Source organism: Rhodococcus jostii NBRC 16295 (genome assembly GCF_001894825.1).
In the GTDB taxonomy this organism is placed as follows: Bacteria; Actinomycetota; Actinomycetes; order Mycobacteriales; family Mycobacteriaceae; genus Rhodococcus_F; species Rhodococcus_F jostii.
Genome location: NZ_BCWY01000088.1, coordinates 1 through 25,518 on the forward strand (window position 1 = coordinate 1; position 25,518 = coordinate 25,518).

26 protein-coding genes and 1 pseudogene are annotated in these 25,518 nt (G+C 67.8%); 11 read left to right on the forward strand and 16 right to left on the reverse strand.

Features of this window, described 5'->3' with window-relative positions; all coding sequences use genetic code 11:
- Nucleotides 1-59 precede the first annotated feature (59 nt).
- The gene (locus RJ1_RS36080; RefSeq protein ID WP_073367635.1) at nt 60-599 is read left to right on the forward strand and encodes a MarR family winged helix-turn-helix transcriptional regulator; all 540 of its coding nucleotides are present in this window, start codon (nt 60-62) and stop codon (nt 597-599) included.
- 16 nt (nt 600-615) lie between these two features.
- Nucleotides 616-1,581 (forward strand): AraC-like ligand-binding domain-containing protein, encoded by a 966-nt coding sequence (locus RJ1_RS36085; protein WP_073367638.1) that lies wholly within the window; start codon nt 616-618, stop codon nt 1,579-1,581.
- Here RJ1_RS36085 and RJ1_RS36090 read toward each other — a convergent pair.
- The 4 genes and pseudogenes from RJ1_RS36090 to RJ1_RS36105 form a co-directional block, all read right to left on the reverse strand.
- Nucleotides 1,553-2,155: a metallophosphoesterase gene (locus RJ1_RS36090; RefSeq protein WP_073367641.1), complete on the reverse strand. Its 603-nt coding sequence runs from the start codon at nt 2,153-2,155 to the stop codon at nt 1,553-1,555. The genes RJ1_RS36085 and RJ1_RS36090 overlap by 29 nt on opposite strands.
- Entirely contained in the window at nt 2,152-2,385 is a 234-nt protein-coding gene (locus RJ1_RS47350) for a hypothetical protein (RefSeq protein WP_205415422.1), read from the reverse strand. Before RJ1_RS47350 ends, RJ1_RS36090 begins: the two co-directional genes overlap by 4 nt.
- A gap of 21 nt (nt 2,386-2,406) precedes the next feature.
- Nucleotides 2,407-3,534: an RNA-guided endonuclease TnpB family protein gene (locus RJ1_RS36100; protein ID WP_501193859.1), complete on the reverse strand. Its 1,128-nt coding sequence runs from the start codon at nt 3,532-3,534 to the stop codon at nt 2,407-2,409.
- Nucleotides 3,535-3,631: 97 nt separating this feature from the next.
- Nucleotides 3,632-3,910 (reverse strand): annotated as a pseudogene (locus RJ1_RS36105) (LLM class flavin-dependent oxidoreductase); the annotation flags it as partial.
- A gap of 140 nt (nt 3,911-4,050) precedes the next feature.
- Here RJ1_RS36105 and RJ1_RS36110 point away from each other — a divergent pair.
- Nucleotides 4,051-5,181, forward strand: a complete 1,131-nt coding sequence (locus RJ1_RS36110; protein ID WP_073367649.1) for a nitric oxide synthase oxygenase — start codon at nt 4,051-4,053, stop codon at nt 5,179-5,181.
- Here RJ1_RS36110 and RJ1_RS36115 read toward each other — a convergent pair.
- Nucleotides 5,169-5,639, reverse strand: coding sequence for a group II truncated hemoglobin (locus RJ1_RS36115; RefSeq protein WP_073367652.1), 471 nt, complete (start codon nt 5,637-5,639; stop codon nt 5,169-5,171). The two genes, RJ1_RS36110 and RJ1_RS36115, sit on opposite strands and share 13 nt — an antisense overlap.
- A gap of 70 nt (nt 5,640-5,709) precedes the next feature.
- Here RJ1_RS36115 and RJ1_RS36120 point away from each other — a divergent pair, with 70 nt between their 5' ends.
- A complete protein-coding gene (locus RJ1_RS36120; RefSeq protein WP_073367655.1) occupies nt 5,710-6,288 on the forward strand; it encodes a TetR/AcrR family transcriptional regulator in 579 nt (192 codons plus the stop codon).
- Between the two features lie 8 nt (nt 6,289-6,296).
- Here RJ1_RS36120 and RJ1_RS36125 read toward each other — a convergent pair whose 3' ends face one another.
- The gene (locus RJ1_RS36125; RefSeq protein WP_073367658.1) at nt 6,297-7,721 is read right to left on the reverse strand and encodes an MFS transporter; all 1,425 of its coding nucleotides are present in this window, start codon (nt 7,719-7,721) and stop codon (nt 6,297-6,299) included.
- Nucleotides 7,718-8,173: a MarR family winged helix-turn-helix transcriptional regulator gene (locus tag RJ1_RS36130; protein ID WP_073367661.1), complete on the reverse strand. Its 456-nt coding sequence runs from the start codon at nt 8,171-8,173 to the stop codon at nt 7,718-7,720. Before RJ1_RS36130 ends, RJ1_RS36125 begins: the two co-directional genes overlap by 4 nt.
- 235 nt (nt 8,174-8,408) lie before the next feature.
- On the opposite strand from RJ1_RS36130, the gene RJ1_RS36135 reads away from it, so the two are divergent.
- A complete protein-coding gene (locus RJ1_RS36135; protein WP_073367663.1) occupies nt 8,409-9,605 on the forward strand; it encodes a L,D-transpeptidase in 1,197 nt (398 codons plus the stop codon).
- Between the two features lie 9 nt (nt 9,606-9,614).
- On the forward strand, nt 9,615-11,024 hold the full coding sequence (locus RJ1_RS36140; protein ID WP_073367665.1) for an FAD-binding protein: 1,410 nt from the start codon (nt 9,615-9,617) through the stop codon (nt 11,022-11,024).
- Here RJ1_RS36140 and RJ1_RS36145 read toward each other — a convergent pair.
- Genes RJ1_RS36145 through RJ1_RS36165 form a run of 5 tightly spaced genes read right to left on the reverse strand, consistent with a single transcriptional unit; the run spans nt 11,021 to nt 16,398 of the window.
- Nucleotides 11,021-12,106, reverse strand: a complete 1,086-nt coding sequence (locus tag RJ1_RS36145) for an ABC transporter ATP-binding protein (RefSeq protein WP_073367668.1) — start codon at nt 12,104-12,106, stop codon at nt 11,021-11,023. The genes RJ1_RS36140 and RJ1_RS36145 overlap by 4 nt on opposite strands.
- 51 nt (nt 12,107-12,157) lie before the next feature.
- Entirely contained in the window at nt 12,158-13,036 is an 879-nt protein-coding gene (locus RJ1_RS36150; RefSeq protein WP_073367671.1) for a carbohydrate ABC transporter permease, read from the reverse strand.
- Nucleotides 13,036-14,001, reverse strand: coding sequence for a carbohydrate ABC transporter permease (locus RJ1_RS36155; protein WP_073367674.1), 966 nt, complete (start codon nt 13,999-14,001; stop codon nt 13,036-13,038). Before RJ1_RS36155 ends, RJ1_RS36150 begins: the two co-directional genes overlap by 1 nt.
- Nucleotides 13,998-15,323, reverse strand: coding sequence for an ABC transporter substrate-binding protein (locus tag RJ1_RS36160; protein ID WP_073367676.1), 1,326 nt, complete (start codon nt 15,321-15,323; stop codon nt 13,998-14,000). The genes RJ1_RS36155 and RJ1_RS36160 overlap by 4 nt, the downstream gene beginning before the upstream one ends.
- Nucleotides 15,324-15,375: 52 nt before the next feature.
- Entirely contained in the window at nt 15,376-16,398 is a 1,023-nt protein-coding gene (locus RJ1_RS36165; RefSeq protein WP_073367679.1) for a sugar-binding transcriptional regulator, read from the reverse strand.
- 150 nt (nt 16,399-16,548) lie between these two features.
- Here RJ1_RS36165 and RJ1_RS36170 point away from each other — a divergent pair, with 150 nt between their 5' ends.
- The 4 genes from RJ1_RS36170 to xylB are packed head-to-tail and all read left to right on the forward strand — an operon-like array spanning nt 16,549 to nt 21,344.
- Complete coding sequence (locus RJ1_RS36170; RefSeq protein ID WP_073367681.1) at nt 16,549-17,553, forward strand: NAD(P)-dependent alcohol dehydrogenase; 1,005 nt, start codon at nt 16,549-16,551, stop codon at nt 17,551-17,553.
- Between the two features lie 10 nt (nt 17,554-17,563).
- On the forward strand, nt 17,564-19,045 hold the full coding sequence (locus RJ1_RS36175; protein ID WP_073367683.1) for a mannitol dehydrogenase family protein: 1,482 nt from the start codon (nt 17,564-17,566) through the stop codon (nt 19,043-19,045).
- The gene (locus RJ1_RS36180; protein ID WP_073367686.1) at nt 19,042-19,965 is read left to right on the forward strand and encodes a carbohydrate kinase family protein; all 924 of its coding nucleotides are present in this window, start codon (nt 19,042-19,044) and stop codon (nt 19,963-19,965) included. Before RJ1_RS36175 ends, RJ1_RS36180 begins: the two co-directional genes overlap by 4 nt.
- A complete protein-coding gene (gene xylB / locus RJ1_RS36185) occupies nt 19,962-21,344 on the forward strand; it encodes a xylulokinase (RefSeq protein ID WP_073367689.1) in 1,383 nt (460 codons plus the stop codon). Before RJ1_RS36180 ends, xylB begins: the two co-directional genes overlap by 4 nt.
- Nucleotides 21,345-21,397: 53 nt before the next feature.
- On the opposite strand, the gene RJ1_RS36190 is transcribed toward xylB, so the two are convergent.
- Both RJ1_RS36190 and RJ1_RS36195 read right to left on the reverse strand, forming a co-directional pair.
- A complete protein-coding gene (locus RJ1_RS36190; RefSeq protein WP_073367692.1) occupies nt 21,398-22,405 on the reverse strand; it encodes an NADP-dependent oxidoreductase in 1,008 nt (335 codons plus the stop codon).
- A 26-nt stretch (nt 22,406-22,431) separates the two neighbouring features.
- Nucleotides 22,432-22,818 (reverse strand): DUF1304 domain-containing protein, encoded by a 387-nt coding sequence (locus RJ1_RS36195; protein ID WP_073367694.1) that lies wholly within the window; start codon nt 22,816-22,818, stop codon nt 22,432-22,434.
- An 80-nt stretch (nt 22,819-22,898) separates the two neighbouring features.
- Here RJ1_RS36195 and RJ1_RS36200 point away from each other — a divergent pair, with 80 nt between their 5' ends.
- Nucleotides 22,899-23,489: a TetR/AcrR family transcriptional regulator gene (locus RJ1_RS36200; RefSeq protein WP_073367697.1), complete on the forward strand. Its 591-nt coding sequence runs from the start codon at nt 22,899-22,901 to the stop codon at nt 23,487-23,489.
- A gap of 32 nt (nt 23,490-23,521) precedes the next feature.
- On the opposite strand, the gene RJ1_RS36205 is transcribed toward RJ1_RS36200, so the two are convergent.
- Both RJ1_RS36205 and RJ1_RS36210 read right to left on the reverse strand, forming a co-directional pair.
- On the reverse strand, nt 23,522-24,751 hold the full coding sequence (locus RJ1_RS36205; protein ID WP_073367699.1) for an allantoate amidohydrolase: 1,230 nt from the start codon (nt 24,749-24,751) through the stop codon (nt 23,522-23,524).
- A 32-nt stretch (nt 24,752-24,783) separates the two neighbouring features.
- Nucleotides 24,784-25,437, reverse strand: a complete 654-nt coding sequence (locus RJ1_RS36210; RefSeq protein WP_073367702.1) for a helix-turn-helix domain-containing protein — start codon at nt 25,435-25,437, stop codon at nt 24,784-24,786.
- Between the last annotated feature and the right edge of the window lie 81 nt (nt 25,438-25,518).

The following is a 25,518-nucleotide window of genomic DNA, read 5'->3' on the forward strand; positions in this document are numbered from 1 at the left end:
CCCCGGGGTGGTTAATAAGTACTCACGGGTGCGGAGCACACCGACGCTAACCTGAACCCATGCCCGAGGAGACAACCGACCAGAGCAACTTGGACTTTCTGTCCTTCGTGGACTTCGCGGTCGGCAAGACCGTCGACGAGTTGCCCGAGGTCGACCCGGTGTCGATGCGGCTCGTCCTCGCATTGCACCGGGTGACCAGCGCCCTCGTCTACGACCTCGAGTCGGCGGTCCACCGGCCCAGCGGGTGGAGCTGGCCCGGATTCCGGGTGCTGTTCGTGTTGTGGCTCGCCGGACCGTGCGAGGCCAAGCGGGTAGCGTCGCTGTCCGGGATGAGCAGGTCGGCGGTGTCAGCCCTGGTGAACACCTTGGAGCGGGACGGCCTGGTGACGCGGCGCCCGTCCACCGGCGACCGCCGCGCCGTCGACCTCGAGCTGACGGACGCCGGGCACGACGCCATCGTCAGCACGTATTCGGCACACAACAAGCGTGAGCAGGCGTGGACCGAGACGCTGACACCGTCGGAGCGGCTGGTCCTGATCGGCTTGCTCGAGAAGCTGGCGTCGGGCACCGCCGCCCGCGAAGCGGTCAAACGAAATTGAAGTAGGTGCACACGCCATGAGCAGCCTCCTTCCTCTCGTCACGTTCGACGAGTTCCGCGAGTCGGTGAGCGACGCGTTCGTCCCCCTCGAGATGACCTCGGACGACCACGACGAATTCCGGGGCGTCGTTCGCGGCGCGACGGTCGGGGCGGTCCGGGTCACCGAGGTCGTCGCGGCCGCGCACACCATTCGCAGAACGCCGCGGACGATCCGCGCCGCCAACCCCGACTACTTCAAACTCGGATTGCAGGTGCGCGGTCGCTGCGTCCTCGCCCAGGACGGCCGCGAAGCTGCGCTCACTCCCGGCGACTTCTCGATCTACGACACCACCCGGCCGTATCAGCTGTCCTTCGACGACCGGTTCCAGATGCTCGTCGTGATGTTCCCCCGGCATCTGCTGCGCGTTCCCTCCGACGGCATCGCCCGGCTCACCGCGTCCCGGGTCTCGGGCACGCGCGGGCTCGGCGCCCTCGTCACCCCACTGCTGCGCGGGCTCGGCGAGCAGATCGCCGACGCCTCCCCCGCCGTCGCCGTGCATCTCGGTGATGCCGTCCTCGACCTGGTCGCCGCCGCATTCGCGGAGCAACTTCACCTCACCGACGGGCCGGCCCCGACGTCACGTCGCAGCGACCTGCGGGTCCGGGTCACCGCCTTCATCGACGATCGGCTCGCCGACCGGGAACTGGATCTGCATGCGATCGCGGCCGCGCATCACATCTCGGTGCGGCACCTGCAGAAGTTGTTCGAAGCCGACGGCGACACGGTGAGTGGGTGGATCCGGCGCCGCCGGCTGGAGGGGTGCCGACGCGACCTGGCCGACCCCCGTTTCGGCGATCTGCCCGTCTCGGCCATCGGTGCGCGGTGGGGGTTCGCCGACGCCGCGCATTTCTCCCGGCTGTTCAAGAGCACCCACGGGTCGACGCCGGGCGCCTACCGCGCCGAGGCCACGCCCCTCACGGAATCGGCGAGTCGGATTCGATGATCTCGGCGACCTCGTCGACGTGAACGGGTCTGCGCCAACTGTCCCAGCCGACGTGGATCTGCCGTGGATGAACGGACGGGTCGAGCACGCCGGACTGGTGAGTGTGCCCGTGCAGCAACCAGTCTCCCTCGTCTTGCAGGCGGTATTTCACGCCCCGGTCCTCCGCGGTGTGGTCGCCGGTGTAAGGGAAGTGGGAGACCAGCACCGTCCGGCCCGCGATCTTCCGTCGCGCGAACAACTGCACCGACGCGAACGTGTCCAGGAAGGCGCGTTGCCTGACATGGCTGTTGCGGTTCGCCATCGGATGGCAGGAGTCGTGATTGCCCGGGATCAGGTGCAGTTCGACGTTCCGTTTCTGCGCGAACTCACCCAACTCACGGAGCGCCCAGTCCTCGGCCGCCCGACCTCCGACGGTGACATCGCCCAGGACCCAGAGTTGATCGCCACTCGCGACGGCGACACCCAAGGCGTCGAGGATGGACTCGTCGTGCGCGTCGACCTCCGTGTCGAAACCCCGGATCTCCACCAGCCGTGCATGACGAAGGTGCAGGTCGGACGTGAACCAGATGCTCATGTCAGGAACCGTAACTTCATTTCCGCGAAGAACGCCGCCGACAGCCGTTCGAAATCGTCCGCGCCGAGACGGATCCGGTCGCCGATCTCGAGCTTCAGAACGGACTGGTCGGGAACGTACCTGATGACGTTGATTCCGCGCGCAGGACCCCGTTGTTGTTCTTGACGTCCTCTCGGTCGTGAACGACCGAGATTCCCCTCGAGACTCACGTCCCGAAGTTCCTGTTTCACCGACAGTCGCCTCCCCACACTTCATGTGCGGGGAGGTCTCACACCATCTCCGCAGGCTGCCACCGTCAGTCCGACGGCCACAATGTTCTTCGCCGCATTCACATCCCGATCATGGACGACGCCGCATCGGCACGCCCACTCCCGCACGTCAAGCGGCATCGTCGACGCGATCGACCCACACACCGAGCACATCTTCGACGACGGATAGAACCGGTCGATCGCCACCACCCGCCGCCCATACCAGTCGGCCTTGTACTCGAGCATCGACCGGAACTCGGACCAACTCGCATCCGAGATCGCCCGAGACAACGACCGATTCCTGACCATGTTCCGCACACTCAGATCCTCGACGGCGATCACTTGGTTTTCGCGCACCAGCCGAGTGGAGAGGTTGTGCAGATAGTCACGTCGCCGGTCGGCGATCCGGCCATGAATCTTCGCGACCTTCAGTCGGGCCTTGGCCCGGTTACGGGATCCCTTCTGCTTCCTGGCGAGCACCCGCTGCGCCTTCGCCAGCCGCTCACGGTCCTTTCGTTCATGGCGCGGGTTGGTGATCTTCTCCCCCGTCGAGAGCGTGTAGAGGCTCGTGATCCCGGCGTCGAGCCCGACCACCCGATCGGTCGGCGGGGGTTCGGTGATCGTGTCCTCGACGAGAATCGAGATGTGGTACCGACCGCGAGCATTACGCGACACCGTCACCTGCGACGGCACGGCCCCCTCCGGTAGCGGCCTCGACCACCGAACGTCCAGCGGTTCGGACTGCTTGGCCAACCGGATCTGCCCGCCCCGGTAGGTGAAGCAGCTCGCGTAGTAGGTCGCCGAATCCTTCGAGTGGTCCTTCCTCTTGAACTGCGGGTAGCGGGACTGCTTGCGCCAGAACCTGTCGAAGGCGGCCTGCAACTGCCGCAGCAACTCCTGCAACGGCCCCTTCGACGGCTCCGACAACCACTCGGTCTCGGTGTCCCGTTTCCATCCGGTGAGCATCTTCGAGGTGTCCGCGTAGGTGACCCGCCGCTGCTCCTGCGACCAGGCCCGCGAGCGCTCCGCCAACGCCCGGTTGTACACATACCGGGTGCACCCGAACGTCCGAGCAAGCTGTTCCGCCTGCACCGCAGTCGGATAGAAACGGTACTTGAACGCCCGCTTCACCACCCTCCCCGCCATGACCCAGACACTAGCCACACACTCCGACAAAACCAGATCGGCTCGCCCGGACCCGAAGGACCGGGTTTGCGCCGAAAGACTCGAGCATCAGGAACTGTTCGGCCACCACGAGAGGCTGGTGATTGGGCAGCATCACGCCACCCGAACCCAACCGGATCCGGCTCGTGCGCGCACCGAGAGCAGCGAGCAACACGGGCGGCGATCCACTCGCGATGCCCGGCACCGCGTGATGCTCGGCCACCCAGAACCGGTGGAAGCCGAGCCGCTCGGCGTGCACCGCCCGCTCGATCGTCCCGGTCAGCGCAGCAGAATCGGGCGTACCGCTGCGCGTGCGGGACCGGTCCAGGATCGACAGCTTCACCCTCGGGGGAACCGTCGTCCCGCCGGCGGTATTTCCTCACCCGTACACAGTCGGTGGACGAGTGTGCACGCTTCGCTGACATACTGACCGCCGCAGGATCCACGATCGCCGGGAGGTCAATGGTGAGCAGCACAGGGACTATGTCGTACTCGCTGGACGTCACGTCGCGGTCCGCAGCGCAGATGCGGGAGTGCGCGGAGTTCTTCAGCGAGCCCGAGCTGGCCCACCTGCCCACGGCCCGCCTCGCGGACGCACTGGAGTCGCTGGCGGAGACGGGCCGCTACGAGCACACCGTGGAGGAACTCGAAGTCGGCTCGCAGCTGGCGTGGCGCAATCACGCACGCTGCGTCGGGCGCAAGCACTGGCGCACGCTGAAGCTGATCGATGCCCGGCACGTCACCACCGCGGACGAGATCGCGGAGGCGTGCTGGGAGCACCTGCGGGTCGCGACGAACGGCGGCGCCCTGCGCTCGGTCATCACGATCGGTCCCCTGCCGCTCGCGGACGGGCGCGAATACAAGATCGTCAGCCCGCAACTGATCCGGTACGCGGGTTACCGCCACGCGGACGGGACGGTGACCGGGGACCCCGCCCAGGTCGGAATCACCGAGGCGGTGACGAAGATGGGGTGGCGGGGCGCAGGCACACGATTCGACGTGCTGCCGCTGCTGATCAGCACCCCCGACGAGACGCTGCGCTGGTTCGAGATTCCCTCCGAGCTGGTGCTCGAGGTCGAGATCGAGCACCCCGACTACGCCTGGTTCGCCGAGCTCGGTCTCAAGTGGCATGCCGTTCCCGCCGTGTCGAACATGAGCCTGTCGGTGGGTGGGCTCGAGTATCCGCTCGCCCCGTTCAGCGGGTGGTACGTGAGCACGGAGGTCGGGGCCCGCAACCTCAGCGACGAGGATCGGTACGACATGCTGCCCGCGATCGCCGAAAGGCTGCGCCTGGACACGACATCGGAGCGGACGCTGTGGCGCGACCGCGCACTGGTCGAGCTGAACCGCGCCGTGATCCACAGCTACCGGCAGGCCGGTGTGCACATGGTCGACCATCACACCGTCGCCAAGCAGTTCATCAGCCACGTCGAACGCGAGGAGTCACTCGGCCGGAAGTGCCCGACCGACTGGTCGTGGATCAACCCGCCGATGTCGGCGGCGCTGACGCCCACCTTCCACCGGCTCTACGACGCCCCCGACATGGACGTCCGGCCGAACTTCCTCGCTGCCCCCACGGCGTCGGGTTGCCCGGTCTCCGGTCAGCCGCGGTAGGGCGGGGCCACGCCCCAACCCCAGTGCGGGACGGGTGCATGCTCGACCACTTCGGCGCCGGGGCTCGAATTCTGCAGCGCCAGCCTGGTCCCCCACTCGACGTATGCCATGAAGGCGGAACGGAATTCGGGATCCGACGGAAGGTCGGCGTCGTCGGCGGCGAGGCTCATCGTCGCCGCGAAGCGGTGCCGCTGCTGCCGGCTGATGGCGAGGCCGATGTGGTGGCGCAACATCCGTTCGTAGCCGCCGAGTTGTTCGGTGTAGCCCGGCGGGCCGCCGAACACCTCGCACCACCAGAGGGTCACGTTGCGCCGATGCTCCTCGTGCACGCCGCCGGGGAACATCGGCGACAGCAGTTCGTCGCGTTCCACCCGGTCGTAGAAGGCGTCTATCAGCCGCCGGAACGACTGCTCACCGCCCGCCCACTCGTACAGGGACGGTGTTTCCTGTTCACTCATGCGAGCTCCCGATTTCCGTCGTCTCTCCATTACAATACACATCAGCATTGGATTGAAAAGAGGATCGAGCATGAGTGTGGCCGGGCGCAGTCGCGACACCGATATCGACACCCGGGTTCTGAAAGTGGCGGGCCGGCAACTGTCCTGCGCCGGATACGACGCGATGTCGCTCGCTGCGATCGCCGCGGAGGCCGGCACCACCCGCCAGGCCCTGTACCGGCGGTGGGCGACGAAGGCGGACTTGGCCGCGGCCGTCGTGGCACAGTTGACCGACGAGGCGGCGGACCGGTCGTCGGCGGACCCGTTCGGTGATCTGGTTCGCGAGCTGACCGAATTTCAGCGCGGGGTGTCCCGGAGCGGCCGCCTGTCGCTGGTCGGGACGATGCTGCAGGACACGACCGACAACGACGTCCGGGCGCAGTACCGTGCGCGGGTCGTGGCGCCGCGCCGGCGCCGTATCCGCGCCATTCTGGACCGGGCTGCGGAGCTGAACCTGATCGACGCCGACGCCGACCTCGATGTCGCCGTCACCATGGCCACGGGCAGTTGGTACGGCCGGGCCCTCGCCGGCGATCGACCGCCCGCGAACTGGCCGGCCCGCACTGCGGCGCTGATCTGGCGGGCCGTCGGCGGGACGGTTCCCACCTGAGCGGCCGACTACGCCGTGGAGGCGACCGGGGCGCGACGGTCCCCCATGTTCCGTGAGGTCAGGACTCCGATGAGCAGTAGAACGCCCGCGACGGCGATGAACCAGCCCGTGCGGTGCAGGCCGTCGTCGCCGATGACGTGACCGGCGGTGGTCTGCAGCACGACGGCGGACAGGTTCGCGCCGACGTATTGCACGGTGCGGTACATCCCGATCGCCGTCCCGACTTCCTCGACGGACGTGACGGAGCTGATCAGATTCTGGTTGCCGATGTTGTTGAATCCGTTCGGGATTCCCAGCACCGCGGCCACCAGGAGAAGCACGACGATCGGGGCGGTACTACTCTCCACCGAGGCCAGGAGCAGACCACCCACCAGCAGCGCGCACGTCCCGACGGTGAGCGTCCGACGCACTCCGTGCCGCCGGTACGTCCGTGACGCGAACAGCGTGGACCCGATACCGACGACGGCGACGGGAAGCATCGTCAGACCCGCTTCGGTGGCGCTCATCCCCCGGGAATACTGCAACCACTGCGGGATTCCGAAGAAGACGCAGTAGAACGCCGTGTAGGTGAGGAGCGTCCGGGCGAGTGTCGCGCTGAGCGCGCGGTTTCGCGCCAGCGCCCGAACGTCGATGAACGGTTCGTCCGCCCGCCGTTCCCACTGGACGAACAGGGCCACTACCAGCGCCCACACGGGGACCAGCCACCACACCGGGTCGGTGGTGAGCGACAGCAGGAACACCATCGTCGACGAGATGAGCGCGAGGAACAGCAGGACGCCCACGACGTCGAGCGCGTGCAGCAGTTGCCGTCGGCTGACCGACATGCCGCCGACGAAACCGACGTTCGCGAACTTCGTGACCGCCACGGCGCTGAACGCGACGATGGGAAGGTTGATCCACATGATCGACTGCCAGCCGAACGCCCCCACCAGCAGTCCGCCGAGCGTCGGGCCGAGTGCCACGACCGCCTGGCTGCAGATCGCGAGGGTGGTGATCGCGGTTCGCGGCTGCGCGCCGCGGCGTTCCGCATAGCCGCGAATCATCGTCATCGCATTGGGATACTGTGTGGCGGTTCCGATTCCGACGAGGATCCGGGAGAAGATCAGCCAGCCGACCGAGGGCGCGAGCAGACCGGCCACGGAGCCCAGGGCCACCAGGGCGAGGCCCCCGAGGTACACCTTCCGCGCGCCGAGGAGGGCGCCGAGCTTGCCTGCCATCGGGGCGGTGACGGCCGTCGCGATGTAGAGCGCAGAGATCACCCAGGTGATTCCGGACGAGGAGCCGAACTGGGCGGCGATGCCGACGATTGCCACCGCGATCATCGATGAGTTCAGTGGTTGGAGAATGCTCCCGGTGGCAACGGACCCGCTGACGCGGAACGGTACGGATGGGGCCTTCTGAGCGGCACCGGTATCGGCGACGGTCGCGCTCACGAGTTCATCAGTGACTCCCGCTGCGGCGACGGCTCGGGGGTCGCGGCGAGCCGTCGGAGTAGCCGTCCGGCGATGAAGAGGAGGTCACGCTCGGCGTCGGTGCATTCGGTGGCGAGCGCGGCCGAGAGCCACTCGTTCCGCCGCGACCGGTCGGCGGCGAGGGTCTGCAATCCCGGCGCGGTGATCGCGACGATGCTCGCCCGCGCGTCCTGAGGGTCCACGGTCCGGGAGACCATGCCGGCGTCCTCGAGCATCGAGACGGTCCGCGCGATGGACTGCGGCGCCACCTGCTCGAGATCGGCGAGGGCGCGGGCGCTCATCGGACCTTCCCGGTCGAGGTGCGCGAGGGCCTGCAGCTGCGACGGCGTGAGACGGTGCCCGGCCCGCTGGGCCCGGATGCGCCGATTGAACATGACGACGTCCTCACGGAGCCGGTCGACCTTCTCATCCATGTGTTCACCTCTCGATCGCAGCCAAGTTCATTAGCCAGTCTAGCTGTTTTATTTTCGGCGATCAATCCTCACTATTCCCCAACTGCCGTATTTATTTGCCAGCAACACTGCCTAACTGCCCGCGGATGATCGGATTCCCGCAGGTCGGGCGGGCGCGTCGGGCGTCCCACAGGAAACTCCGAGCCGATCGCTGGCAGTATGAGGACGGCGAACGCTGATCGAGATCGGAAAGAAGGTGGTCGTGACTCTCCGCACACGGACAACCGGCATCATTGCAGTCGTGGCCATGACGTTCCTGGCCACGGCGTGCACCATCGGAGACACCGGCACGTCGGAACCCCCGACCACCACGCAGGCCGCGCCCGCCTCGATTGCCGTTCCCGTCGCCGAGGGGGCGCCGATCAATCCGACCACCCCGATCGTGGTCACGGCGACAGGCGGCCGGCTGACCGCCGTGACCGTCACGAATCCCGCGGAGGCCGGCGCACCGGTCGCCGGGGCGCTCGCCCCCGACAGCACGAGCTGGACGAGCAGTGTGCCCCTCGGATACGGATCGACGTACACGGTCGTCGCCGACGCGGTCAACCCCGACGGTGCGCCCGTCGAGCAGACCTTCTCCGTGACGACGATGACTCCCGGCGCCACGGCGTACGCCAACGTCGTCCCTGCCCCCGAGGTCGTCGCCGACACGGGCATCGGTGTCGGCCAGCCGATGGTCTTCCAGTTCACGGAACCGGTCGCGAACAAGGCCGAGGTGCAGCAGCGACTGCACGTGACGACGACACCGCCGCAGCCCGGCGCCTGGTACTGGACCGACGACCAGAACGCGCACTACCGGGCCGCGAGCTACTGGGCACCGGGAACCAAGATCCACGTCGAGGCCGACGTGTACGGCGTCGACCTGGGCGACGGCGTCTTCGGTGCCGAGGACAACTCCGCCGACTACACCGTGCACGACGCGTGGGTGGCCAAGGCCGACGGGGCGAGCGAGGTGCTCACCGTGTTCCACAACGGTGTCCAGGAAACCTCGATGCCGATGAGTCTGGGATCGCCCGACCATCCGTCGCACGAGGGACCGCACGTGATCTCGGACAGGCAGCAGAGCATCATCATGGACTCGTGCACCTACGGGGTCTGCGCCGGCGACCCGGACTACTACCGCGAGAAAGTCGACCTGAACCTGCGCATCTCGAACGATGGCGAGTTCGTCCACTCCGCACCGTGGTCGGTGGGCGATCAGGGCAGCAGCAACGTCTCCCACGGCTGCGTGAACCTGGCCCCCGCCAACGCTCAGTGGATGTTCGATCACTTCGGCATCGGCGACGTCGTCGAGATCACCAACTCGGGCGGTCCGCTGCTGCCGGTGTGGGACACGTACGGGGACTGGGAGGTCCCCTGGGATCAGTGGCAGGCAGGTAACGCAACGGGATAGGAGGCGCTCGTGAGTTCACCATCCGCGGAATGTGTCGAGCAGTTGAAGGCGGTGCTCCCGCACCGGGTTCACCTGCCGGACACGGACGACTACCGCACCGCCCTGGGCCGGGTGTTCTTTCCCGAGGCCGCGAGACGCCGCCCGTCCTGCGTGGTCGAGCCGGTGTCCGTGGAGGAGGTCTCCACCGTCATGCGGGTGGCGCACCGGACGGGTGGCACCGTCACCGTCCGCGGCGGAGGACTGAGTTCCAACTGCGTCGCCGACGACGCCGTCATGCTCGACCTGTCGGCGCACCTGAACACGGCGCGTCCCGACGGTGACCGGGTGATGGTGGCCGGCGGCGCCACCGTGGGGACCATGCTGGGCGCCCTCGCCCCCACCGGCCGGGTGGTGCCGGTCGGGATCGTCGGACATGCCGGCTTCGGACTCGTCACCCGCGGCGGCGTCGGGTACCTCACGCGCAGTCTCGGGCTGACTCTCGATCAGCTGGTCGAAGTCGAACTCGTCCTGCCCTCCGGCGAGGTCGTCCACCTGTCCGACAGAAGTACCGGTGACGAGGCCGATCTGTGGTGGGCGGTCCGGGGCTGCGCACCGTGCTTCGGCGTCGTCACGTCGGCGGTGCTGCGCACGCATCCGCAGGGTCCGGTGTGGGTGGATCGGATGGTGCTCGGACTCGAAGCGCTCGCCACCTATTTCCGTGTCGCACCGACGCTTCCGCGGGACACGACGATGGGCGCGGTGCTCGGCTACAGCGCACTGTCCGCCGACGAACCCGTCCTGTTCGTCTACACCGCGTGCGCGAGCGAGGACGCCTCCGACATCGATCGCGCCCGCGCCGCCGCCAGCACGGTCGCCGGCGTGTCGGGCAGCGTCCTGTACCGGTCCGAGACGTCCGGCATCTACCTTTCCGGGCTGCCCGAATTCGCACCACCCGGACTCGACGGCGAAGAACCCGCGCCGATCCGGCTGCCCGAGCCGGGCGATCCCCGGGGGTCGTTCTTCGGGAAGGCCGTCTTCACCGGACCGACCCTCGACTCCCAGGTCGCGGAGGCCCTGGCCACCCAGATCCGCGGGGCGCCGACGCGGGAATGTCGTATCGACTTCCAGCACACCGGCGGTGCGCTCGCCGACGTGGGCGACGAGGACACCGCGTTCTGGGGCCGGGGCGGCGAGTGGAACATCCCGCTCAACGCCATCTGGTCCGACCCGTACGACGGCGCCGCCTGCCTGTCGTGGGCGGGCGGCACCCTCGACGCGCTCGCTCCCCACACAACCGGCGTCTACAGCGTGGAGGTGCGGCCCGGTTTCCCCGAGACCGGCGCCGAGATCGACGCGGCCTACGGCGGAAACCTTCGCCGACTGCGGGAATTACGCCAGCGACACGACCCGATGGGAGTGCTGACGCACTACCCGCTCTAGTCGCCGATCCGCTCCCCTGTGTCCGGGTGGAACAGGTGCACCGCGCCTTCCCGCTTGCGCAGCGACACGGTGTCGGCCAGCCGGGCCGGGGTGCGGGTCAGCGACCGGGCCACCAGTTGCGTTCCGTCACCGGCGATGTGGGTGTGCACGTAGGATTCACTCCCGAGTTCCTCGACCAGGTCCACGATCACCTCGATGCCGCCCTCCCCGGTCGACAACTCGAGCTGCTCGGGACGCACGCCGACGGTCACGGTCTCCAGACCGGCCGCGTGCAGCGCCGACAGCTGGTCACGTTCGAGCGAAAGGGTCGAATTTCCGAGGCGCACCCCGTCGCTGACGATCGGCATGGTCATCAGATTCATGGCGGGTGAGCCGATGAATCCGGCGACGAACGCGTTCTTCGGGCGATCGTAGAGTTCGGTGGGAGCCGAGAACTGTTGCAGCTTGCCGTTCTTGAGGACGGCCACCCGGTCACCCATGGTCATGGCCTCGACCTGGTCGTGGGTGACGTACACGGTGGTGGTGCCGAGTCGGCGCTGCAACGCGGCGATCTGGGTGCGGGTCTGGACGCGCAGCTTGGCGTCGAGGTTCGACAGCGGCTCGTCCATGCAGAACACCTGCGGGTCACGCACGATCGCGCGGCCCATCGCGACGCGTTGCCGCTGACCGCCGGACAGCTTGCCGGGCTTGCGGTCGAGGTACTCGGTGAGGTCGAGCAGTTTCGCGGCGTCGGCCACCTTCTTCTTCCGTTCCTCCACACCGACCCCGCGCATCTTCAGCGCGAAGCCCATGTTCTCGCCCACCGTCTTGTTGGGGTAGAGGGCGTAGTTCTGGAACACCATCGCGATGTCGCGGTCCTTCGAGGGCACCCCCACCATGTCCTTTCCGCCGATCTCGATGGTGCCCTCGTCGATGTCCTCGAGGCCGGCGAGCATCCGCAGTGCCGTGCTCTTGCCGGAACCCGACGGGCCGACGAGGACGATGAACTCGCCGTCTTCGATGTCGAGGTCGAGCGAATCGACCGCCAGCGTGTCGGCGTTCTCGTAGAGGCAGGATGCGCCCTTGTACGCGATGTCAGCCATGATTGCTCCTCAGGTCGGTACGAAAGGTGGGGGAAGTGGTTGCCGGGGTGGTCATTTGATCGCGCCGAAGGACAGGCCGCGAACCAGTTTGTTCTGCGCGACCCAGCCGGCCAGGATGACCGGGAGCGCCGCCAGCGTCGCCGCCGCCGACAGCCGGGCCCAGTACAGGCCCTCACCGGTGATGAATCCGACGAGGAACACCGGAATGGTCTGTGCCTGAACGGCAGTGAGGTTGACGGCGAAGAAGAATTCGTTCCACGAGAAGATCACGCAGATCAGAGCGGTCGCCGCGATACCGGGGGACACGAGCGGGAGGATCACCTCGCGCACCGACGTCCATAGGCTCGCGCCGTCCATACTGGCGGCCTCGAGCAGTTCACCGGGAACCTCGAGGAAGAACGACCGCATCATCCACACCGCGATGGGGACGTTCATCGCCGTGTACAGGATGATCAGCGCCCAGATGTTGTCGAGCAGTCCGATGTCGTTGACGATCACGTACAGCGGGATGATCGCGGCGACGATCGGGAGCATCTTCGTGCTGATGAAGAAGAACAGGGCGTCCTTCGTCTTGCGGACCGGACGCAGCGACAGCGCGAACGCCGCCGGCACACCGAGCACCAGCACAAGGATGGTCGACATGGCAGTCGCGAACGCCGAATTCAGCAGTGCGGTGCCGATTCCGCTGTCGAGGACCGCCTTGAACTGGTCCAGGGTGGGGGTGAAGAACAGCTTCGGCGGGGTCGTGTAGGCGTCACCCTCCTGCTTGAAGGCGGTGAGCACCATCCACGCCACGGGGAAGAAGAAGCCGAGCGCCACGATCCACGCCACCACACTCCACGGGCTGAACTTGCGGTGCTTGCGCGCCCGCTTCGTCTCCGGGGCGGTGGGAGTGGACTCCACCGACGCCGCCGCAGTGTCGGTACTCATTACGCTGCCTCCTCGTTACCGGTAAAGCTCTTGAAGATCAGGCGCAACGCCAGGGTCGCGACGACAATGGTCGCGATCACGACGATGACGCCCATCGCGGCGGCCTGCCCGATGTCGAAACCGAGGAATGCGCGCTGATAGATGTAGAAGGGCAGGTTGGCACTGGCGGTGCCGGGGCCACCCTGGGTCATCATGTAGATGGCGTCGAACGTGTTGATCAGGTAGATCGCACCCAGGACGGCACCGAGTTCGATGAACCGGCGCAGATGCGGGAGCGTCAGTTCGCGGAACATCGCGAACGGTTTGGCGCCGTCCACCCGGGCCGCCTCGAGGATATCGCGGGGCATGGACTGCAGACCGGCGAGGATCAGCAGCATCATGAACGGGGTCCACTGCCACACCAGGTTCACCATGACCGCGGGGAGCGGGAACTTGCTGACCCAGTCGACCTGTCCCACCCCGAACGGGGAGAGCACGAAGTTGACGATGCCGAACACCGGGTCGAACATCGTGGTCTTCCACAGCAGCGCACCGGCGACGGGCGTCACCAGGAACGGGGTGATGAGGAGGGTCCGCACGATGCCCCGGCCCAGGAAGGCGCGGTCGAGCAGCAGTGCCAGCAGCAGGCCCAGCACCACCGAGATCAGCACGGTCCCGACGATCAGGATCACGGTGTTGACCGCGACCTCACGGAACTGGCTGTCCTGGAACACGTCCACGTAGTTCTGCAGCCCGACGAAGGCCTGGGACCCCGGACGGACCAGGTTCCAGGACTGCGTCGAGTAGTACAGCGTGAACAGGAACGGGATCTGGGTCACCACGATCATGAAGATCAGGGCGGGGAGCAACGGTCCCCGGCGACGCCATCCCTCGGCGCGGGAGACGCTGTCGTCCTTGGCCTCCCGCAGTTCCCGCACCCGGTCGGCGGTGCCGTCCGCGGTGGGTTTCTCGGCGATGGTTGTCATCGTTCCTCCCGGTATGTCGCGCCGACCACCTCGGCGTACTGCTGTGCCTGGGCGAGCGCCTCGGGCACGGTCTGCTGGCCTGCGATCGCCGCGCTGATCTGCTGGCTGACGCGGGTTCCGAGATCCTGGAACTCCGGGATCGCCAGGAACTGCACGCCGGTGTACGGAACCGGTTGCACGGTGGGCGCTTCCGGTGTCGCGTTTTCGATCGCCTCGAGCGTCAGCGGACCGTAGGCCGCCGAGGCCTCCTTGTACTCGGGAATCTCGTAGGTCGACAGCCGGCTGCCCGGAGGCACCCGCTCCCAGCCGAGATCCTCACCGACCGTGTGTATGTATTGCTTGTCGGTCATCCACGAGATGAACTTCCACGCCGCATCGGGATTTTCGCTGCTCTCGGGAATTCCGAGCGACCAGCTGTACAGCCAGCCGGAGTTGTCCTTCACCTCGATCGGTGCGGGCGCATAGCCGATCTTGCCGACGACGGCGCTCGACGCCGGATCCTCGAGCGTGGAGACCGCGGACGTCGAGTCGTACCACATCGCGACCTGCCCCTGAGCAAGCTGCGTGGCGCACTCGCCGAAACCGCTCGTCGCGGCGCCGGGCTCACCGTATTCACGCACCAGGTCGACGTAGAACTGCACCGCGCGTTCCACCTCCGGGCTGGTCAGCTGAGCGTTCCAGTCCTCGTCGAACCAGCGGCCACCGAACGTGTTGATCACCGTGTCGAGGGGTGCGAGCAATTCACCCCACCCCGGCTTGCCGCGCAGGCAAATTCCCGCCATGTCCTCGGAGTCGAGTTGCTTTGCGGCCGCTGCCACCTCGGTCCAGGTCGGCTTCTCCGACAAGGTGATTCCGGCCTGCTCGAACAGGTCCTTGCGGTACATCAGGAACGAGGACTCGCCGTAGAACGGCACCGAGTACATGTTCCCCTCGTACGAGAGGGATTCGCGCAGGGTCGGGATGAAGTCGGCCTCGTCGTAGCCCTCGGTGGCCTGCGCATACTGCGACAGGTTCTTCAGCCAGCCGTACTTGGCCCATTGCGGAGTCTCGTAGTTGCTGATCATCACGACGTCGAACTCGCCGCCACCGGTTGCGGTGGATGCCGTGATCTTCGCGCGCGCCTGGTTCTCCGACAGCGTGACGAACTTCAGGTCGATGTCGGGATTCTCCTCCTCGAACTGCGAGGCGAGCTTCTGTGCGTCTTGCATCTGCGAGTTCGAGACCATCGCGATGGTGATGGTCTGGTCCGACGCGCCCAGCGTTCCGGCGCCTGCGCATCCACTGAGCGTGAGGCAGAGTGCTCCCGCGCCCGCTACCAGCATCGTCGCCGGTTTCCTGTGTTTCTTCACCGATCTTCACCTCTCTTGCGTGGTGCTACTGATCGAGCAGCCAACGCGCGCATTCGATGTCGCAGACCAGCATCTTGGCCAGTCCGCCGTGGAGGGCACCCAGTGCCGCTTGGTGTTTGGCGACGCCACCCGTGACGAGGATCGATCCCTCGCATGCGCGGATGTCGTCGAGGGGAACGGACATGGCCCGTTCGTCCAGTGGGCCGGCGACCTCGGTTCCGTCGAGCCGGTAGAAGCGTCCACCGACTTCGCCGACCGCTCCGAGGTCGGTGAGCACCGACAGCATGTCCGTGTCGATGAAGCTGCCCTCGAACAGCGTGGTCGACGTGGAGACGGCGCCCGTGCCGAACATCATCATCTCCGCGGTGCGGCCGGCCTCGAGAGCCTTGGAGATGACGGAGTCGCCCCGCATGGATACCACGGTCGACGCGTCAGCGTACAGCGGAACGGGGAGCCGAACGGTGTTGGCCTGCAGTTGCTCTGCGCATTTACCCAGGACGTACTCCGTTCCGGTCTGATAGTTGATCGCACTCACCGAGCCGTCGAGCTGGACGACCGACGCGCACGTGGCCGCGCCGGACGGCAACCCCTGCGCGACGGCGACCGTCTCGGGCCCCCACGTGAATCCGAGGGTGTCGCCTTCCCGGATCCGGCGCACCAGCAGGGACGCGGCGGCGCGCCCGACGCCGGCGAAGCTGTTGTGGTCGTCGATCGAACCGGCGGCGTCGACGGAATCTGCGACCACCACCGCCTCGACGAGGCTGTACTTCTCCTCGAGCGCGCGCTCCTCGTCCGAGCGCAGCGAATCCCGCAGATGCGCGGGAGCCTGCACCTCGATGCGTACCAGGCCCTGCGTCCGGGCCCGTGCCACCAGCCGGCCCGCCGTCGGGCGGGAGACACCGAGGCGTGTCGCGACCTCGGCCTGCGTCATTCCGTCCAAGTAGTACAGCGTTGCAGCGCGCAACGCGAGGCGTAGATCCTCCGTCGTGGACGGCGGCGGCGACGCGATGAGAGACGGCGTCTGGGCCGTCGGATTGGGGGACGTCACTGATTCTCCTCGCCATGATCCCGAGCCCGTCGAGTGTGTCTTCGGAGCCTCGAGAAACCGTGAGCAAATGATCACTATGCGTTCATCTGCTCAATACGCTAGCATCGAAGTGTGACCCACACAACACTCCCTTCCGATATCCCCAGGACGATGCGTGCCAGCGTGCTGGTCGAGCCGGGTGTCATCGAGATCCGGGAACGCCCCGTCCCCACTCCCGGCCCCGGCGACGTCCTGATCCGCGTGGCCTCGGTGGGCGTCTGCGGATCGGACGCCCACTACTACCGCGAGGGCCGGATCGGTGAGTTCGTGGTCGAACAGCCGATCGTGCTGGGCCACGAGGCGTCGGGCACCGTCGTCGGCGTCGGCGTCGGAGTCGATGCGGACCGGATCGGGCAGCGCGTCTCCATCGAACCGCAGCGCCCCGATCCGGACACCGAGGAATCGCGGCGCGGTCTCTACAACCTGTGCCCGCACATGCAGTTCTATGCCACCCCGCCGATCGACGGGGCGCTCGCCGAGTACGTGATCATCGGCGCGGCATTCGCCCATCCGATTCCGGCCGGGATGTCCGAGGACGCGGCGGCACTGTGCGAGCCGCTGTCCGTGGCCATCGCGACCACCCGCAAGGCCGGAGTGACGGCCGGTTCTCGCGTCCTGATCGCAGGCGCGGGACCGATCGGAATCGCGACGGTGCAGACGGCCCTCGCATTCGGCGCCACCGACGTCTTCGTCTCGGATATCGACCCGCAGCGACGCGACGTCGCAACGAAATTCGGCGCCACCGCGGTGCTGGACCCGCGCGAGCAGGACGTCGCGGGGCTCCACGTGGACGCGTTCGTCGACGCGTCCGGCGCCCCGGCCGCGGTACTGGCGGGAATCCAGGCCGTCCGGCCCGCGGGATCCGTGGTGCTGGTGGGCATGGGCGCCGCCGAGATGACGCTGCCCGTCCAGACGATCCAGAACCGGGAGTTGGTGCTGACCGGGGTGTTCCGCTACGCCAACACCTGGCCGACGGCCATTGCGCTCGCACGGTCGGGACGGGTCGACCTCGATTCGATGGTCACCGGAAGATTCCCGCTCGCCGAAGCGGAGCAAGCACTGAACGCAGACCGGACGCCGGGCAGCCTCAAGGCCGTCGTGCGCGTCCAGGAATGAGGAGAGACCGATGCAACTGAGCGCGCAGGCACTGCAGCAGTTCGACGACACCGTGCAGGTGCCGAACTACGATCGAAGCGACATCACCGTAGGGATAGTGCATTTCGGCGTCGGCGGATTCCACCGCGCGCATCAGGCGATGTACGTCGACCGGCTGTTGCGGCGCGGGGAGGCCCGTGACTGGGGAATCTGCGGCGTCGGGGTCCTGCCCGGGGACCGGCGCATGAAGGACGTACTCGACGCGCAGGACGGCCTGTACACGCTCGCACTGCGGCATTCCGACGGAACCTGGGACGTGAGCGTCATCGGATCCATCGTCGACTATCTCTTCGCCCCCGACGATCCCGAGGCGGTCATCGAGAAGATCGCCGCGGACACCACCCGCATCGTCTCACTGACGATCACCGAGGGCGGCTACAACTTCACCCACGACACCGGCGAGTTCGATGCCGAGAACCCGGACGTCGTGCACGATCTCACCGACGGCGCCGCCCCGCGGACCACGTTCGGACTCGTCGTCGAGGCATTGGCGCGGCGTCGGGCGCGCGGGCTGCCGTCGCCGACCATCATGTCCTGCGACAACATTCAGGGCAACGGCGACGTGGCGCGCCGGATGTTCCTGGCGTACGCGGAGTTGAAGGACCCGGACCTCGCCGAGTGGATGCGCACCGAGACGTCGTTCCCCAACTCGATGGTCGACCGCATCACGCCGGTCACCACGCCGGAGGTCACCGAGGCCCTGTCGACCCGTTTCGGCATCGACGACCAGTGGCCCGTCGCCGCCGAACCGTTCACGTCCTGGGTGCTCGAGGACGCCTTCCCGCTCGGCCGCCCCGCATTCGAGGACGTCGGCGTGCAGGTGGTCGACGACGTCGAACCCTACGAGCTGATGAAGCTGCGCCTGCTCAACGCGAGCCACCAGGGCCTCTGCTACTTCGGCTACCTGTCGGGGTACCGGCTCGTGCACGACGTCGCCCAGGATCCGCTGTTCGCCGACTTCCTGCTGGCCTACATGGACGAGGAGGCCACGCCCACCCTGGCACCGGTACCCGGGGTCGACCTCGACGACTACAAACACACCCTGATCGAACGGTTCTCCAACCCCGAGATCCGCGACACGGTGGCCAGGTTGTGTGCCGAGTCCTCCGATCGCATCCCGAAGTGGCTGCTGCCCGTGATCCGCGAGAATCTGCTGGCCGACCGGCACATTCGACTGTCGGCCGCGATCGTGGCGAGCTGGGCCCGGTATGCCGAGGGCGTCGACGAGGACGGCGGGCCCATCGACGTCGTCGACCAGTTGAAGGACTCCCTGGTGCCGATCGCGCGCAGCCAGCACGAGAACCCCACCGCCTTCATCGAGAACCAGTCCGTCTTCGGTGACCTCGCCGACAACCCGCGCTTCGTCACCGCGTATCTCTGGGCGCTCGACTCACTGCACGGCGTCGGCGCACGGAAGACGCTCGAGGCTCTGCGTGAGAAGGTGCAGTCATGAGTCTGGTCATCGGTGAAGCCCTCATCGACATCGTCACGGCGGGCGACGGCGCCACCACCGAATACGTCGGCGGCAGTCCCCTCAACGTCGCGGTCGGCCTCGGCCGGCTCGGCCGACCGGTCGAATTCGTCACCCGGATCGGCGACGACACGAGGGGCAGGTCGATCGTCCGGCACCTCGAGCAGTCGGGAGTGAGCCTCGCGCCCGGCAGCGTCACCGCCCAGCGGACGGCGACGGCCCACGCAACCCTCGATTCCGCCGGCGCCGCCACCTACGAGTTCGACATCGAATGGGATCTCCCGTCCCCCAGCGGCGCGTCGGCCCCGCCGCTGGTCCACACCGGTTCCATTGCCGCCGTGATGGAACCCGGGTGCGACGTAGTGGCCGACATGCTCGCCCGGCGACGCTCCGCGGCGACCATCAGCTACGACCCCAACGTGCGACCGGTGCTGATCACCGACAAGGCACGCGCCCGGCAGCGGATCGAACACCTCGTGTCGATCTCCGACATCGTCAAGGTCAGCGACGAGGACCTCCGCTGGTACGACCCCGACCGGGATCCCGTCGACATCGCCCGCGACTGGCTGTCCCGCGGACCGGCCATGGTCGCGGTGACGAAGGGCGGCGAGGGTGCGTTCGCGGTCTGCGCCGCCGGACTCGTCGAGGTCGCGGCCCGGGCCGTCGAGGTCGTCGACACCGTCGGCGCGGGTGACGCGTTCATGGCCGGACTCCTCGACGGGTTCTGGTCGCACGGGTTCCTCGGTGCGGAGAGCCGGGCCGCCCTCCACCGAATCGACCCGGAAGAGTTGCGGAACGTGCTGGACAACGCCGTGCTCACGTCGGGTCTCACGGTCGCGCGTCCCGGCGCCGACCTCCCCACCCGCGAAACGCTCGAACGCGCGGCGGGAGTCCGGCAATGACCCTCGTCGCCGGAATCGACTCGTCGACGCAGGCGTGCAAGGTGATCGTCTGCGACGCAGCCACCGGTGAACTCGTCCGCGAGGGCCGGGCGTCGCACCCGGACGGCACCGAGGTCGACCCGCAGGCATGGGCCGCGGCCCTCGACACCGCCATCGCCGCGGCCGGCGGACTGGACGACGTCGCGGCGGTATCGGTCGGAGCACAGCAGCACGGCATGGTGTGCCTCGACGACACCGGATCCGTGGTGCGGCCAGCGTTGCTGTGGAACGACACTCGCTCGGCGGACGCCGCCGCGCAGTTGGTGGACGACCTCGGCGGACCGGACGCCTGGGCGGACGCCGTCGGTGTGGTCCCCCTGGCTGCCATCACCGTCAGCAAGCTGCGCTGGCTGGCCGATTCCGAACCGGCGAACGCCGACCGCACGTCCGCGGTGTGCCTGCCCCACGACTGGCTCGGCTGGCAACTCACCGGCAGAGCCGATCTCGGCACCCTGGCCACCGACCGCGGCGACGCCAGCGGCACCGGATACTTCTCGGCCGCCACCGACTCCTACCGCCCCGACCTGCTGGCGCTGGCGCTGCACGGACGGACCCCCGCCGTGCCGCGGGTCGCCGCACCGGCCGAGCGGATCGGCGAAACCCGGTGGGGCGCCGCCGTCGGTCCCGGCACCGGCGACAATGCCTCTGCCGCACTGGCTCTCGACGCGCAGGAAGGCGACATCGTCGTGTCCGTGGGAACGTCGGGGGTCGTGTCCGCGGTGTCCGTGACACCCGCGAACGACCCGGGCGGGTTCGTCGCCGGATTCGCCGACGCCACCGGGCGTCAACTCCCGCTCGTGTGCACGCTCAACGCGGCCCGGGTGCTCGACGCGACCGCCTCCCTGCTGGGGGTCGATCACGACGAACTGTCGCGGCTGGCGCTGTCCGCGCCGTCCGGCAGCGGCGGCCTGGTGATGGTGCCGTATCTGGAGGGTGAGCGCACCCCCAACCGACCGAACGCCACCGGCACCATCGACGGACTGCGCCTGGCCAATTCGACTCCCGCCCACCTCGCCCGCGCGGCGGTCGAGGGCCTGCTGTGCGGACTGGCCGACGGCATCGACCACCTCACCGCCCAGGGCGTCAGTGTGCGGCGCATCCTTCTGGTCGGCGGCGGCGCCCGCTCGCAGGCACTCTGTGAACTGGCACCCGCGATCTTCGGTGCCCCGGTCCTCGTGCCGCAACCGGCGGAGTACGTCGCGATCGGCGCCTGCAGGCAGGCGGCGTGGACCCTGGCCGGGACCCCCGAACCGCCCAAGTGGACTCAGACGTCCACCCGGCGTTTCGAGGCCGACCCCGCACCCGAAGTGCGCGAAAGGTACGCCTCCGTGAGGCGCTGACGCGCCCGTGCGTGGTTAACGAGTCTCTGGACTCCTCAACCGCGCACGGGGGGCTACGCCACCTTGACCAGCATCTTCCCGACGTTTCCGCCGCGCATGAGCTGCAGGAACGCGTCGACCGAGTTCTCGATACCGTCGACGACGGTCTCGTCGTGGACGACGTCGCCGGACGCGAGCCACGGTCCCATCTTGGCGGCGAACTCGGGGAACAGGTGGGTGTAGTTGCCGAGGGTGAAGCCCCGGAGGGTGAGGCCGCGGCTGATGATGTTCACCAGGTTGTCGGGTCCCGGCGCGCGCTCGGTGGCGTTGTACGCGGAGATCGCGCCGCACAGGGCGGCGCGGCCCCCGTTGCGCATGACGTCGAGTGCGGCCTCGAGGTGGTCGCCGCCGACGTTGTCGAAGTAGACGTCGATGCCGTCGCCGGCGATCTCGCGCAACTGTTCGCGGACCGGCGCCTGCTTGTAATCGAAAGCGGCGCTGTACCCGTACTTGTCGGTGAGCAGCGCGACCTTCTCCGCGGACCCGGCGGATCCGATGACCCGCGAGGCGCCCTCGAGTCGGGCGATCTGCCCGGCAGCGGTGCCCACTGCGCCCGCGGCTCCGGAGATGAACACGGAATCGCCGGGGTTCAGGTGGGCGATGTGCAGCAATCCGACGTACGCCGTGAGCCCGGTCAGTCCGAGGATGCCCAAGTATGCCGAGATCGAGACGCCCGGAATCTCGTCGACGACCCGGAACGCGGCGGCGTCACCCTGCGCGACGTCACGCCACCCGAGATCGTGGACCACGACCGAACCGACCGGGTGGGTAGCGGCCGTGGATTCGACGACGCGGCCGACGGCGCCGCCGGTCATCGTCTCGCCCAGCACGAACGGCGGAATGTACGACTTCACATCGTTCATCCGGCCGCGCATGTAGGGGTCGACCGAGGTGAATTCGTTGGCCACGCGCACCTGGTCGGTCCCGAGGCCGGGCAATTCGACGGTGACGGTGCGGAAGTCGTCCTGGGTCGGCCAGCCCACCGGGCGAGTGATCAGCTGGATCTGGGTACTGGAGGTCACGGGTAGTCCTTTCGATGCTTCTGAGGTCACAGCGCCAGTCCGAGCGCGAGGAGGATGACGGCGAGCAGCGGCAGCGTTCCCTGTGTGATCGCCGCCCGTGCCTTGTCGGGCGAGGACAGCAGGAGCACCAGGGCTGCGAGCAGCATGGATCCCGCGCCGGCGAAGATCAGTGCCGACCCGACCGCGGTGGCGCCGATGACGACGGCGACGATACCGACTGCCGTCACGATCGCCAGGAAGAGGTTGTAGAACCCCTGATTGAAAGCAAGTTCCTTGGTGGCATTGGCTTCTTCGGCACTGGTCCCGAACGTCGCGCGGGTGCGCGGAGCGGTCCAGAGGACGGACTCGAGCACGAAGATGTAGACGTGCAGCGCACTGGCGAGTGCGGCAAGAACAAGACCCGCGGCGACCATACGAAACTCCTCCTCGTTCTGAACTGACCATTTCAATATATACTGAAATGGTCGTTTCACAACCATGAGTGAGGACCGTCATGCCGCGCACACAGGACTTCGACACGGCCGAGGTGATCGGCCACGCCCGCGACCTGTTCTGGGACAAAGGCTTCGAAGCCACATCGATTCCCGATCTCGAACGCGTCACGGGTTTGAATCGGTCGAGTCTGTACAACGCGTTCACCAGCAAACGTGGACTGTTCGACGCCGCCGTGCACGACTACCTCGACCGCGTGGTGCGCCCCCGGCTCCGCATCCTGACCGACGAACCGACCCGCCCCGACGCCGCCGTGCGCTACTACCGCAGCCTCGCCGGCGCCCTCGCGTCCCTCCCCGACGACACCCCCGGCCGCGGCTGCCTGCTCCTCAACAGCGCGGCAGGGTTCGCCGCGCACGACGACACGCAACGGTCCGTGGTCGACGCGTACCAGCGCGAACTGTCCGCGGCGCTCACGCACGCGCTACAGGCCCACGACCCGGACGCGTCGACCGCCACCCTGGCACACCGGACCCGGCTCCTGACCTCCCTGTCCGTCAGCGCCCTCCTGCTGTCGCGGGTCAACCGCGACGAGGCCGTGGCCGTCGCGAACACCGCCGTCGAGCAGCTGGAGGAATGGCGCCGCACGTGAGTGGCAATGTGTGCCCCGGCACACATTGCCACTCACATGGCGGTGACCCAGTCCGCCATCACGTCCGCCAGGGCCTCGGCGCCGCGGTTGCAGTCGTCGGCTTCGGCGAATTCGTCGGGCGAGTGGGACACGCCGGTGGGGTTGCGGACGAACATCATCGCGGTGGGGACTTTCGCCGACAGGATGCCGGCGTCGTGCCCGGCGGCGGTCGGGAGGACGGGAATGTCACCGAGGTGGGCAAGGGAGCGGCGCAGCCGTTCGCGGGTGGAGTGCGGGAACTCGACGATCGGCGTAACCGATTCGGCGTCGACCTCGAGGCCGATGCCGTCGGCGGCCGCGTAGGCCTGCGCCTCGGCGGTGATCTGCTGCACCAGCCTGGTCAGCGTTTCCTCGTCGGCGGCCCGGGCGTCGAGCCACGCACGCACCTCCGACGGAATGGCGTTGGCACCGTTGGGAAGTACCCGCACCTTACCGAACGTCGCGACCGCCTCGTGTAGCGTCGCGGCGGTCCGGGCGGTGTGCACCGAGGACGCGAACGCGAGCATCGGGTCGCGGCGGTCGACGAGCCGGGTGGCGCCGGCGTGGTTGGCTTCACCGGAGAACACGAACTGCCACCGGCCGTGCGGCCAGATCGACGACGCGACGGCGATGGGACTGTCGATCAGGTCGAGGGCGCGTCCCTGCTCGACGTGCAGTTCGACGTACACCCCCACACGGTCGACGAGGTCGGGATCCTCCCCGAGATGGCGCGGGTCGCGGCCGGCGCCTATCAGTGCCTCGGCGAGGCTGACGCCGTCGCTGTCCCGCAACGCCAGGGCGCGCGCGGGTGCCACTGCTCCGGTGGAGAGTTGCGAGCCGACACACGCCACACCGAACCGTGCACCCTCCTCGTCGGAGAAGGCCGTCACCGCGACCGGACGCGTCGGCTCGATCCCCCGCTCGCGGACGAGGTCGATCGCGGCGAACGCGCACACCACTCCCAGCGGTCCGTCGTAGGCGCCACCGTCGGGCACCGAGTCGAGGTGCGATCCGGTGACGAAGGCGTCGCGGGGATCGCCCACCCAGTCCACGGGCATCCACCACGCCCAGAGGTTGCCGTTTCGGTCCTCCTCGACACTCATTCCTCGTGCCTGCGCGCAGTCCGAGAACCATTCGCGCAGCGTCATGTCGGCGTCGTTCCACGCGAATCGGCGGTATCCCCGTGTCGATTTGTGCTGTCCCACATCGAGGATGCTCGCCCACAGCGAATCGAAGGATGTCATGTTCTCGGTCCTCTACTGTCAGTGCGTGGACGTCAGTCCGTGTGGTTGTCGGGGTAGGCGGTGATGGCGAGGAAGCGGATGGGCAGGGTCACGAGCTGTTTCGGTCCGTGCACACCCTCACCGTCGAGCAGTAACGCGTCGCCAGGCCGGAGGGTGTAGTCGCTGTCGTCGTGGCTGTACACCATCTCGCCGTCGAGCATGTACAGCAGTTCGGTGCCCGGGTGCTGGAACCGCGGGCTGGTCGGCGATTCATGGTGCAGAGTGACGACGACGGATTCGAGTCGCTTGTGCTGTCCGCGCAGCGAACCCAGCATCTCGTAGTGGTGGCCGGCGCGGGTGCCCCGTCCCACGATCTCCGCCCCGGTTCCTGCCGCTGTGAAGACGGATTCGCGGTGGGCGTCGGCGCCCCGGAACAACGTGGTGATCGGGACGTCGAGGCCGGTGGCGAGCCTGGACAGCGTGGCGAGGCTGCACGAGGTCTGCGCGTTCTCGATCTTCGACAGCATCGCCTTCGAGATGCCGACGTGCTGGGCCAGTTCGCTGACGGACCTACCGGTGTTGATGCGCAGGCGTCGCACCTGGGCACCGATCGCGGCTTCGACACCGGACTGCCCGGCGACGTCCGGCGGCACCTCTCGTCCACCGTCGTCGTGCAGGATCGGCCGGGTCACACTGGCGGTCGACATTGCTTCCTCCTGTCCAGGCGCTCCGCGCCCGTGCGTGGTTGACGAGTCTCTGGACTCCTCGAGCACGCACGGGCGGCGGAG